Raw genomic sequence first — 12,160 nt, forward strand, 5'->3', positions numbered from 1 at the left:
AGTTTTGAGGCTAGTCTTGACAGCTATGAATCCAGCCTTACCTTTTCTTTAGAAGGAGGGCTTATGGACCATGCTAAGAGACCTACCCATGATGCAGAAAATCATGCCCCGCTTCCTCCCATTCCAAGTCATTGGGAAGGAGACTATCGTGATCTCAGTACCGATGACTTTCTAGAAGATGCTTCTAAACCGAGTCCAGGTCCTCTTTATACTTTAATTTATAAAAACGCGCTAACACCGACCATTTATTGGTCGGTGACCCTTATTATAGCAACGATCTTCCACTGGCTTTATGGACATCAATACGATCTCACCGCCAGTTATCAAAGTGTCTTTCAGGGTGACCAAGTTTGGAAACTGTGGAGTTCCCTATGGATTCATAGTGATATAGAGCACCTTCTATCGAATCTGTGGCTTTTCAGCGTGTTTGCCTATCTACTGCGGGCCTTTTGGGGACCAAGTGTATTTCCAGTTTTAAGCTTTGGCATTCTCGGGGCATTGACCACAGCGACAACCATTTACCACTACGGCCCAGGACCGCGGCTTTTAGGAGCTTCGGGAATGATTTATGGGATGATCGGGTTATGGCTCGTCACCTATTGCCGCTATGAGACTAGATTTTCCTTAGGAACCAGAATCTTTCGATCCATAGGCTTTGTTCTTATCATGCTATTTCCGACAACTGTAACAAAAAATGTCAGCTACTCCGCCCATGCCTTTGGTTTTTTGTGGGGCTTAGGTTTCGGAACACTTCTGATCCTCATGCGCGGTAACAATCATCCAGAACAGGAATCTGAGAGAGCTTTAGAATCACCTAAAGCAGTGATCACATCGACAGCCCCACAGGATCTATCTCACTTCGAAGTAGGGCAACACTATCCGCCACCAAAACTGCCAAACCAGGATACATAGATTGTAGCTTCCGCCGCGACGACTCCGAGCAATAGAACTCATCGATTGCAGCTGCCACAAATTCTTCAATATGACTCATGCGATAGGAAGCATTTAGATCCGCAGGAGAAGGCCACCTTCGCCAGTAGCGAAAGGCCTGCTGCCAAATGGCGGAACGACTCCAGCCCGAATTAAAGTCAAGCACATGACCGATTTCATGAAGCGCAAGGGAGTTCGCACTGTGCGGCAAACCTGGGTGGCCGAGATATGCGCCATCGCGATCGCCAGCACCTGGAACGTGGTCCCATGTATAGCCACTTAGTTCCCAACCCCGAGGTACTAAGCCCTGAAGGTGTCTGAACTTGGGAAACTCGATGATACTCTGGTTACTCAAGTGAACTTTGATTTGTCGTTTCTTAAGAAACAAGCGAGCGGTCAAAGGTAAGCGCATCATTTCGTTTAAGTGCACAATGCGTACTTGCTTCGAAGCTCCGAAATCAACCACCTCAAAATCTTTGTAAGCCCTTGGGTGAAGTTTCTTATACGACACATCGCACCGGGTCTGGATAGCTCCTGGATCAACTTTTTGACCAATGTCTATTGCGCTATGAGCATTTGACCCACCCACAAAAATCCATAAAACTACCATCAATATTGGCCAATTCATTGAGTCTCTCCCTTCAATAACCGAAACGTATTTAGCCAAATTTAGGTAAGAACTCAAGGGAGCAACTTGGTCGCATTACGTCAATCTTGCTAGAATATAAAGATGCACTGGAGGATGGCATGCAATACTTCAAGCTTTCTTTATTTATTGTTCTATGTGGTTGTGGTGACCCATCTCCTTGGTATCATTTTCAAAGTCAAATCTACCGATCCCTGACCCAGAAAAACTTAGATCTTTTAAGGGAAGGAACTGAGGACTTCGAGCCATTTAAAGTTGCGCTCACAGCCGACCCTCAGGTCGTCGTTGGTTTTCTTCAAAGCTGTCGTACGGAAATCAACAAACGCAATGATATCGACTTTTCGTTGCTGTTAGGCGACCTCACGGATAGAAGCCTAGGCCGGGAATTCGAGTGGGTAGCAGACATAATCCGGGATTTTCGCCGGCCCATGCTCACAGTGGTCGGTAATCACGATGGATTGATCTACGGCAATGATCTGTACCAGAAGATGTTTGGTGATCTAAATTACTCATTTATCTACAACGATGTAAAATTCATCATGTGGAATAACAACCCCTATGAGTGGGGCTATCCGGACATTGCTTGGCTTGAGCAAGAGATTGAAAGTCATCCTCGCGTTGTCATAGGCTCCCACCAACCTCCTGGCAGCGTCGAGCGATATCCTGAGATTAACGCGATTTGGGAAGGCTTCTACGCCAACCCCAATGTCCTAGGTTCGGTTCATGGCCACCTTCATAACTGGATTTATCGAGAAATCAGTGGCAAACCCGTTCTCACAGTCGCAAGGGTTACTGACACCAATTGGGGCATTATGGAGTTTGATGACGAGGGAAATTTGATCTTTCATAAGTGCCAAGGAAGCTCATGCGAAGCCTTACCCTAATCTTTGTAGTCTTAGCCAGCCTCAAGCAGGGAGTCGCCCAGGAGCAGGCAGTGCCCCCTAGCCGCGGACCCGACTATAGACTCCAACACCAATATGGAGCGAATAAAGGCTTCTACTCCCTCGGTATTGGATACGAGAATCATGGTTTTGAGCCGTCGGTATCAATCGGGTGGACGCCACCGAACATCAGTCAGCTAAACTTTGAACTTAATTGGCAGGTGTGGCGAGCTGCGAAGAAAGAGGTTTTTGAGTGCCTCTTAGGCTTTTCACTGCTATTGAATGGTTCGCCCAACACCTACTTTGAGCTTCCAAAGCAATACCCTAACAAATACTATCCACCCAACGCCTACTTCTTTGGTGTGCAAGCCGTTTTAAGACATCACAATTTCTATGTGGAAATAAGCATGCTTGACTACTATTTTGAAGTTTTAGCGCGAAATGCACCTGGCACCATGAGGAGTGGCGATCTCTTGTCCGTAGGAGTGGGCTACGTTCAAGAGATTGATTTATCTTGGTCTGAATTCCTAGAAATCCTAAAGCTCTAAGGTTGCACACAGTTGAATGTGAGGCTCAGATCTAGTCCACTGAAGCTAATGGTCTCAAGTCGTGAAGTCATCAAGGGTCCAAATGTTTCCATAACTAGTTGGCATTGGCTTTTAGACAGCTGATACTCTCGCTCTTCTGTGGATGGGTCGTCATTAGCAATGACTCTCAAGAACTCGTGTAGCCCCATTTTCAAGAACCATTCGCCATCGGTCGATTGCAGCTGAAAGCTAGTCAGGTTATTGACTTTTACCAGCTGCTGGCCGATAGCTTCAGCCCAAGCAAAGATAGCCTTACCCTTCTCTTGAGCTAGGTCATCACCCTCAAGCGACTCCATATTTAATAGTTGGTCAATTCCGTAGGCATAGATTGCACCAATCAAGTGTGGATCAGAATATTCGTTTTCAGCAAATTGATTAATGACGGCATAGATACGGGACGAAGTCAGCTTCTTGACATCGCGACCAATTTTGCTTGATTCAATATTTCGTGAGTCCTGTAGGCCTGACAAGCCCGTACTCAGACCTTCCTTTTGCTCGTTCGAATAATAGCCAAATAGGTCTGCAAAGCCCTCATTCAAACTAGCAAGAGTCGATTGAACTCCCGTCAGCCAGGAGTCAGAAGAATCCGTAGCTCGGCTCGCTTGAAACGCGGTTTTCTTGCTTAGCAAATTCCCATGATGCTTGTGATCCGATTCTACTTCAATACCTTTCAGAGCAAAGTGGGACAACTTTCGGTGAAAATGGGCCCGTTGCATGATGGAATTACGATTGTCAGAATCCAAACTCCATAGGGCTAACTCTCCAAAGAGATGATGACCGTATTCATGGGCCATCACAAAAGGAGAATTCCAGAGACGCTCACTCAAAAACTCGTCATCCACTTTAGCACGAGGATAGATGGTAATTGTCGGTACACCGGATTTACCGCTAAAGGTTGCGTTGTCGCTCTCATACTCGATAGCTGTACCCGGACCGGTTAAGTCGGATGCCAGGTCAATGTTGAAGGTGATTTCACGACTTGGGAAGAGGTTAAGGTAGACCTTTTCAAAATCCCGCCCGAGTCCATTCACGAAATCAGCAGAACTTTGAATATGAGCGATGGTCGTCAAAGCTTGGGCTTCTAGGCTTTCCCTAGGCAGCGACGCAAAGTCACATAACTCTAACGGCTTAGCAGCCTCAACCTCGTTGAATTCACCAAGGTCTTGCACAGAAATCCGCTTTGAACTGTCAATATAGAGAGTACCCTTAGCCTGTAGTTTCTGTCCTACAAGGACCTTCTGGATAGCACCCGAGCTGAGCTGACCTACTGATCGAAGGCTAGGTATAGGGCGGAAGTCTACATGACTAGCCTCTTGGAAGTAAGAGGTCACCTCGATCAAGCCAAAATCTTCCTTCGCGCTACCGCTGCAGTCTTTTTGAAAGCGATCGAAGACCTCAAGCTTAGAAAGATAAATGGTTTCGCCCGATACATCTTTAGATGGAAACTGAGGATCTCGTGGTTTCATAGCATTGTCGTTACTACCTCCACTGCTCTTTCCACAAGAAGTCACTGCAAAAAGCAGTAGTCCCGCTACAATGGGTTTAACGACTAGATTTTTCATAACACGAGATTCCTTTAGAGATTTGTTGAACACAGCCAGGACTCTAGTTTCAGGCAAATATTGCAGAAATCTAAGACATTAAAATTACTGTATAATTATGTATGACAAGGAATCGGTAGCTTTTTCACCACTGTAACCGATGGCTGGAGGCAACCCCACGGAATGTTGGAAAAATATCTGATTGTGAGCGATATTGCGGGCCAATACGATGCTTTTGCGAGACTGCGAGAACAAAAGCCTGATTTGCCATGTATCAGCGTTGGCGACGCCATCGACAAGGGGCCTCAAAGCCAGTTGGTTCTAGACTTTCTTATACAAGACAAGGGCAGCGACCTACTACTGGGAAACCATGAATATCTGCTTTTGCGTGCCATGCACGAACTTGAATACGAACCTTTGATGAGTAAGCGTGTGTTTTGCCATTTTTGGCTTGAGAGTCGCGGGCTAGCAACAATCCTCTCCTACTTGCCTCATGGTGATCTTTACCGCAATCTGGAACGAACTCTATTCGCATTCAAGGATCGCCTCACCGAAATAGGTCACCTACATTACCTAAAAACCCGAGCATTGATATTCATCAGCCCTGGTCTTGCTGTCAGTCATGCTCCAAGCAATCTGAGATTCTTACAAAGTCGGCTCCAAACATGGGTTGCAGACAGTGATGTTTTTCTTGGCAGTACCTTCGCTGATCCTCATATTTGGGTTAAAGGGCCTTCGCCGTCACCATTTTCTGGATTAACCTTACCGACGACTGTGGGCGAATTTGTGAGTTGCCGCGACGAACCTTCAGAGCTAAAGTCTTACCTGCATGTTTTTGGTCACATGAGCCGGTGGGGCTACAAGCAATTCCTATCACCAGATCATAAGCGTACGACTCACCTGTGTATTGATTCAAGTCGTAGCTCTAAAATTACTGGTCTCGTCTGGCCTCAGCAGCAAGTTATCCAAGAACGATTCCGCAACTAGTCGCAATGGAGTCCAATCGCGGAAAAGCCTTTTCTGTGTAATAATATTGAGTACACGAAACTCTTGAAGAGGACCTCGACCAAATGAGGCTTGCCTGCATTTTTCTTTTTCTGAGTCTAATGAGCGCCTGTGTTACGGATGACCTTAAGATGTCGATGGTGTCTGCCAAAGCCTTAATCGACATGCGTTGTCCTGATGAGGTGCGAGTTCAAGGTCTGGGTAATGATCGGTTTGCCGCTGCCTGTACTTCCGTGAATAAAGGGCGAGGCCTGTATCGGGTAAAGTGTGGAAATTTCCCAAAATCGTGCAAAGTTTACCGACTTAGAAAGCAATGACCACCCTTTAGTCAATAGACTCTTAGTAAAATCAGGACCTAAGCTAAGCATAATTCTTGCAGTCCAAATGAACTAGAGGTCTAGATTAAAAAAAGGGGGACACCTATGGCGCGGCTACTGGTTTTGTTGCTGGCGATCCAAGGATTGGCCTGTAAGCCTAGCAAGTCAAACATGAGAACTGAAAAGGTTGACTCAGAAACCATTCAGCTTGTGGATCAGGCACTTGACTCTAGTTTGAATTCTAAAAAAAGTGATGCTCAAATCACGATCACCATCCAGCCAGAAAATCCATGGGATGTTTTACTCAATCCAGCAAGCTATCTCGAACTTCAAGACTATATTATCCAGCGCTTTGAATCGGAGAGTCCACGATTAGCAGAGAATCTTAGGTTAGGTCTCGTCCTTGATCTTGATACCAAAGGTCTGGACGCCGTCGAAACCACAAGAAGCTCTCTCGATGCCTCACATATTGAAACCCTTGCCAATAACTTGGACTTTATGAGAGCCAGCGGTGTCGATGCCGTTCACCGCTCTCTGGCTTCCTATCTCGAAGACATTGGAATCACCGAGCCAGCACAGCAACAAAAGGCCCTCACAAGCCGAATGATTACCCCCAAGAAATGTCAGGAAAGTATCGGCAAAGCTATCACTAGCCAAGCCAAGAGTCTCAATATCGAGTTTTCAAATACGAAGCCGTCTCACTTGGAAAGAAACCAAGTGCAGCGCTGTATCGATAACGCCACGAATGCCGGTCTTCGGATCAATCTCACGATCGCGACATTGATTGTAGATGGTGATTAACCTCGCCACGGCTGACGGGTTGAAACCTTGGTGCATACCGCCAAGGTATTGTACCCAAATCAAAAACAATTCCCTATCGTAGTCGCGCGATCTAGATATCAATAGCAGCGTTGCAATTATTTTCGCCGAAAATCATACCGTTCATCTTTTTCAGATAAAACTAAAGTTTATTTTGATTTTCATTGGTTTGCATAAGCTTGATATTTCATTAGCCTAGCATTCTTTCTTTGCCGAACCTTGGTGACACTCATGTGAGCGAAATATCATCCGAATGGCTCGGAGAGAAAAACTTGTGTTAGAGGAACCACCATGACAAGCAATTTGGCTACGAACCTGTCGATCATAGAAGATGGTTTATCGTCCTCTGTCTATTCGGGGATGTCTAATAACTCGCCGATAAACATCATCTACTGCGACAAAGATCTCAAAATCATGTATCTGAATCCGAGAAGTATCGAGACTCTTGGCAAGATATCGCAGTATTTGCCGGTCCCAGTGAACCAGGTCCTTGGCTCTAACATCGATATATTCCATAAGAACCCAGCACACCAAAGGCGCTTGCTGGCAGATCCTCGAAACTTACCCCATCGAACAACAATCGAATTGGGACCCGAGCGCTTGGATCTCCACGTATCAGCGATCTACGATGAGCAGGGCGAGCATATTGGTTCTATGGCCACCTGGGATATTGTTACCGAGAAGCTTGCCCTAGAAGAAAAACAAGAAAAAATGGAGGCTCTAGTCTCCAATGCTAATATTAACATCATGTACGCTAATCTAGACGGGACGATCGAGTATGTGAATCCCAAAAGTTTAAAGACTCTCAAAACAATTGAGCAGTACTTGCCGGTAAGGGTCGAAGAGATCCAAGGTGGATCCTACGATATCTTCCACAAGAACCCAAGCTTTCAACGAGGTTTGTTAGCCAACGACTCAAATCTACCTCATGAAGCCCAAATTCAAGTGGGTCCTGAAATACTCAATCTCTCTGTTTCAGCCATGTATGACAGTAACAAGAACTACATCGGCCCGATGCTCAACTGGGAAGTGGTCACTGAAAAAATCGCTCTGGAAAGCCGCGTGTCTCGGATCAATTGCATGGTAGAAAGCTCACCGACAAACGTGATGTTTGCTAGTCGCGACGGTATCATCGAATACCTCAACCCCAAGAGTTTAGAAACTCTTCGCTCAATTCAAAATGATCTTCCTGTTTCGGCTGACAAGGTGCAAGGCGGATCCTATGATGTTTTTCACAAGAATCCCTCGCACCAAAGGCAACTTCTATCCGACCCAAGGAACCTACCGCACAATACAAGAATTGAAGTTGGCTCGAACATTCTGGACCTCCTCGTAACAGCTATTTACGACAACAAAGGCGAGTACGTTGGCCCCATGGTGACATGGGATGTGGTCACTGAAAAGGTGGAGCTAGAGAAGAAAAGCGCACGAATGAACTCAATGATCGAAAATGCACCCATCAATATCCTGATGGCAGACCTCGATTTCAACATGGTTTATATGAACCCAGCTAGTCGCAGCACGCTGACCCGCTTGCAGCACCTTCTTCCACGTCCAGTCAATCAGTTGCTCGGTCAATCAATCGATATATTCCATAAAAACCCAAGTCATCAGCGATCCCTGCTTTCAAATCCAGCGAATTTGCCTCACTCGGCGAACATCAAGCTTGGCGATGAAACACTGAACTTGGTAGTTTCAGCGATCTACGATCATGAGAACACCTACATTGGCCCCATGGTTTCCTGGTCCATCGTCACTGAGAAGCTTCGCTTGGTTGAAAGCCTCAAAGAAGCCGCTACACAGGTATCCACCGCTTCAGAAGAAGTCACAGCAACTTCGCGAGAAATGGAAACCAATGCTCAATGTGCGAACGCCGAATCCACTCAAGCGGCATCAGCTAGTGAAGAGATTTCTGCAGGAGTTCAACAGGTAGCACACAGTTCTGAAGAACTTCGCGGATCGATCTCGGAGATCTCGCAGAACATGAATGAAACGTCTCGACTGGTCACCGATACCCTCCGCGAAGCAGAAGAAGCCGACAAGAAGATGTCCCAGCTTTCCAGCAGCAGCAAAGAGATTGGGGATGTGATCAAAGTGATCAACTCCATCGCCCAACAAACCAACCTTCTTGCTCTTAACGCAACCATTGAAGCTGCAAGAGCAGGAGATGCTGGCCGAGGATTCTCAGTTGTTGCCAATGAAGTCAAGGAGCTGGCCAACCAAACAGCTGCAGCAACCGATGAGATTACAAAGAAGATTGTCGCGATTCAAGAAGATACCAAGAGTTCCGTCGATGCCATCAAGATTATCAGTTCGAGCATCTCTAAGATCAACGATTTTGCAAGCCAGATTTCGGCAGCAGTACAAGAGCAAAATGCTACTACAGACGAATTAACGAGGATTTCGAACGAAGCCTCGGAAGGCGTCAACGGCATATCATCCAATATCAAGGCGGTGTCGCAATCGGTGAATCAAACAGCCACCAACTCCCAGCAGCTGGTGGATGCGGCCAAGAGTATGATGTCCCTAGCATCGACTCTCAACCAACTTGTTCAGGAAGTTGATGACACGTGATAAACTTATAGATAGCAAAATCAGCTCTCTATAGAGGTTCGTTTGTTAAAGTCATCCAAGTCTCTTATATCAGGTTTACGCTACTCGGCTATCGCTGCGAAATCCGCAGGGATAGCCTTTTTCAATAAGGATGCGGGTAAAAAATACCTGCTCGAATCCCTTGGCTCCATCCCCGGCCTCTCGGCAAAAGCTGCCCAGCTTCTCTCTATGAAGCTTGAACCCGAAAAAACGCCTGTGGTAGAGCCTATGCCTCTACCCCTTGTCAAGCAACTCATCGAAGATCGTTCTCCTCAGCTGGGGCAAGTGATTCACACCATCGATGAGCAAGCTTGGGTGGCCTCCCTGGGCCAGGTGCACAGGGCTGAACTACAAGACGGGCGCGTGGTGGCGATAAAGATTCAATATCCCGGAGTCCGGGAACAGCTTGACGAACAATTCAAAATTTTGATGTCTGCAGCCAGCTTTGGCCCTCCAAAAAAATACCAAATGGAGGTAGAGGAACTAACGTCATATTTCAAGGGATCTTTGCTAGAAGAGTTGAACTACCTTCACGAAGCTCAGCGTCAAATGGAATTCAAAAAATTGGTCCCCAAAGGCTTACCCATCGTTGTTCCTGAAGTCTTCACAGATTTGAGTAGCGACTTAATTTTGGTGCAAACCTACGAAAATGCAATGAAACTTGATAGCATTCGTACATTTTGGCCCAAGGAAGCCCAAGGGGATTGCGCTCGTCTATTTATTGAATATCTTTTTAAGTCAAGCTTTGAAACAGGCTTGCTGCACAGTGACCCACACCCAGACAATTATGGATTCAGACCCACAGCACCAGGGACCAACTACAGCCACGAACTTGTACTTTATGATTTTGGCTCCACTTTACATATCGAACCCAGACATCGAGCTACCTTTTATCAACTGATCCACAAACACCTCAATAAAGAAAACTATCACCCTCTTGATTACCTTTGTTATATTGGTTTCAATCAAGAAAAACTGACTTTTATAGCCGATAAACTTCCAGCGTTGATGGATACCCTTCTGATTCCCCTTCAAAATGAAGGAGCATTCAATCTTCAGTCTTGGCAACTAAAGGAACGGGTCGACACAATTCTAGGTAATGATAAGTGGTGGTTTAGAACTGCTGGCCCCCCTTGGTTCTTGATGTTTATGCGTGCTATGCAGGGTGTACTCTACTTTATGCAGCGGATGGACCAACAGGTTCCCTTTAAAATGCTATGGGAGCGATGTGAACCGCCCCACCAAGTGTCCGTTCCACACATTGATGCTCCATTGTCTGGCTCTACCGATAGCCTCGCACAATCTTTGCACGTAGAGGTTCGCGAAGAAGGAAGACCAATCGTCCAGCTACGGATGCCAGCTCGTTCAGTGGACGACTTGGAAAATCTAGTACCTGTCGAAACCCGACGTAGGATCGAGGAACAAAATCTCAATCTTATTAAATTGAAGAAAGGCGTTCAAAAATCAGGGTATAAGCCTCAGATGATTTTTCATTCTCAGTGTGATAATCGAGACTATAAGGTATGGCTAGAGTAGGCCGTTTACAATTTTGGTAATTTCCTTGACCATTCGATCAAGTTCCATCGGCTTTGAGAATAGCTTTGCCCTTTTAAAGCGTTTAGCTATCTCTTCGAATTCCTCCCGACCAGAAAAAATAAAGACAGGTGTTCTGTTACCTTTCATCTCAAGCAACTTCATCAACTCTAGTCCATTCATTTCCGGCATAGCCAAGTCTGTAACAATCAAATCGGGCAATACCCGATTCAAAACGTTGAATCCCACCAATCCATTCTGAGCCTCATGAAAGTCAATCTCACCATTAACTCCCGCCAGAATCTTGGTTTTCAACATTTCACGGATATCGCCATCATCTTCAATAAGCAACAGAGACACCATGTTGCTGACCTCCTCCTTTCCTGCCCATCGGCAGATTTCGATGATTCTTTATAAAATCCGTTAAGATAGGCCTCTTATCTCGGCTGTATCACAGCGACCTTTGGTACTCACTAAAGGATGAATTAAACAAGTGAGAAACTGTCGAAAAATCTGACACCGATGATAAAAATTCCGACGCTTTGGGGCGGCATTTAAGAACCCAGTCAGGATTTCCCGCACTGTGAGCCATCCCGTGAGTCAGTTCCGGTGCCTCGACGCAAGATTACTGGGTATTTTTTGAGCACGAGAATTGCATAGTTTCGTACATTCTTTTAGGGGGAATTCGATGAAAACATTACTTGGCACTCTTATGCTTTGCTTCATCTGCTGGGGCTGTCAGCAAGAGGAAATTGATTCTACAGGTACCACAGCTCCTACGAGCACACCGGTGAAAACCCAAAACAATGACGAGCAAAGCAGTGCCAACGAAGACCCCGAGCCCTTCACCGGCGATACCTGTGAAGACCTAGAGATCCCATCTTGGGATCGCCAAATCAATAGACTCACTGAAAATCGCTGTGTTCGTTGCCACAACGACAGCTTCGCTTGGAATGGTGTTCAGCTTCAAACCTATGAGCTGTTTATGGAAAATGCTGAAATCAGCAAAGAGCGTCTAGAAAAAGGTGAATTATCGTTCGATATCTTTATTTACGAAATACAAATGTATCTCGACTGGTTTGATGCTGGTATGCCAAAAACAGAGAGAGACTGCGCGACTAGTTAAAAGCCTTTACTTGTAAGGCTTGTAGCGATCCAAGCCTTACTATGCAGTCCTCATATCTCAATAACTCTCAGTTTTCAGTCTTAAAAAACTCGCTTTTGTCCATAAGTAAAATTTAATATCTTTAGAAATGCGTGAATGTCCCGAAGCCTGTATTGTCCCTGGGGACAAGCATTTTTGGAGGTG

Annotated in this window: 11 protein-coding genes; 8 read left to right on the forward strand and 3 right to left on the reverse strand. The window is 45.8% G+C overall.

Features of this window, described 5'->3' with window-relative positions; genetic code table 11:
• Positions 1 to 63: 63 nt before the first annotated feature.
• Complete coding sequence (locus B9N89_RS08605) at positions 64 to 912, forward strand: rhomboid family intramembrane serine protease (RefSeq protein WP_132317361.1); 849 nt, start codon at positions 64 to 66, stop codon at positions 910 to 912.
• On the opposite strand, the gene B9N89_RS08610 is transcribed toward B9N89_RS08605, so the two are convergent.
• Complete coding sequence (locus B9N89_RS08610; RefSeq protein WP_132317359.1) at positions 827 to 1,558, reverse strand: anthrax toxin lethal factor-related metalloendopeptidase; 732 nt, start codon at positions 1,556 to 1,558, stop codon at positions 827 to 829. The genes B9N89_RS08605 and B9N89_RS08610 overlap by 86 nt on opposite strands.
• 119 nt (positions 1,559 to 1,677) lie before the next feature.
• On the opposite strand from B9N89_RS08610, the gene B9N89_RS08615 reads away from it, so the two are divergent.
• Both B9N89_RS08615 and B9N89_RS08620 read left to right on the forward strand, forming a co-directional pair.
• Positions 1,678 to 2,460, forward strand: coding sequence for a metallophosphoesterase family protein (locus B9N89_RS08615; RefSeq protein ID WP_132317357.1), 783 nt, complete (start codon positions 1,678 to 1,680; stop codon positions 2,458 to 2,460).
• On the forward strand, positions 2,442 to 3,005 hold the full coding sequence (locus B9N89_RS08620; protein WP_132317355.1) for a hypothetical protein: 564 nt from the start codon (positions 2,442 to 2,444) through the stop codon (positions 3,003 to 3,005). Before B9N89_RS08615 ends, B9N89_RS08620 begins: the two co-directional genes overlap by 19 nt.
• Here B9N89_RS08620 and B9N89_RS08625 read toward each other — a convergent pair.
• Complete coding sequence (locus tag B9N89_RS08625) at positions 3,002 to 4,606, reverse strand: hypothetical protein (protein ID WP_132317353.1); 1,605 nt, start codon at positions 4,604 to 4,606, stop codon at positions 3,002 to 3,004. The genes B9N89_RS08620 and B9N89_RS08625 overlap by 4 nt on opposite strands.
• A 162-nt stretch (positions 4,607 to 4,768) precedes the next feature.
• Here B9N89_RS08625 and B9N89_RS08630 point away from each other — a divergent pair, with 162 nt between their 5' ends.
• The 4 genes from B9N89_RS08630 to B9N89_RS08645 all read left to right on the forward strand — a co-directional run bounded on the left by B9N89_RS08630 (position 4,769) and on the right by B9N89_RS08645 (position 10,854).
• Positions 4,769 to 5,572: a metallophosphoesterase gene (locus tag B9N89_RS08630; RefSeq protein ID WP_132317351.1), complete on the forward strand. Its 804-nt coding sequence runs from the start codon at positions 4,769 to 4,771 to the stop codon at positions 5,570 to 5,572.
• 440 nt (positions 5,573 to 6,012) lie between these two features.
• The gene (locus B9N89_RS08635; protein WP_132317349.1) at positions 6,013 to 6,708 is read left to right on the forward strand and encodes a hypothetical protein; all 696 of its coding nucleotides are present in this window, start codon (positions 6,013 to 6,015) and stop codon (positions 6,706 to 6,708) included.
• A 309-nt stretch (positions 6,709 to 7,017) separates the two neighbouring features.
• Positions 7,018 to 9,300, forward strand: a complete 2,283-nt coding sequence (locus B9N89_RS08640) for a methyl-accepting chemotaxis protein (protein WP_132317347.1) — start codon at positions 7,018 to 7,020, stop codon at positions 9,298 to 9,300.
• Between the two features lie 42 nt (positions 9,301 to 9,342).
• On the forward strand, positions 9,343 to 10,854 hold the full coding sequence (locus B9N89_RS08645; protein ID WP_132317345.1) for an AarF/UbiB family protein: 1,512 nt from the start codon (positions 9,343 to 9,345) through the stop codon (positions 10,852 to 10,854).
• Here B9N89_RS08645 and B9N89_RS08650 read toward each other — a convergent pair.
• Entirely contained in the window at positions 10,846 to 11,214 is a 369-nt protein-coding gene (locus B9N89_RS08650; protein WP_132317343.1) for a response regulator, read from the reverse strand. The genes B9N89_RS08645 and B9N89_RS08650 overlap by 9 nt on opposite strands.
• 325 nt (positions 11,215 to 11,539) lie before the next feature.
• Here B9N89_RS08650 and B9N89_RS08655 point away from each other — a divergent pair, with 325 nt between their 5' ends.
• Positions 11,540 to 11,977 carry a hypothetical protein gene (locus B9N89_RS08655; RefSeq protein ID WP_132317341.1) on the forward strand — a complete coding sequence of 146 codons (438 nt, stop codon included), beginning with the start codon at positions 11,540 to 11,542 and terminating at the stop codon, positions 11,975 to 11,977.
• The last annotated feature ends 183 nt before the right edge of the window (positions 11,978 to 12,160 follow it).

Origin of the sequence: Pseudobacteriovorax antillogorgiicola (assembly GCF_900177345.1) — a bacterium.
Taxonomy (GTDB): domain Bacteria; phylum Bdellovibrionota_B; class Oligoflexia; order Oligoflexales; family Oligoflexaceae; genus Pseudobacteriovorax; species Pseudobacteriovorax antillogorgiicola.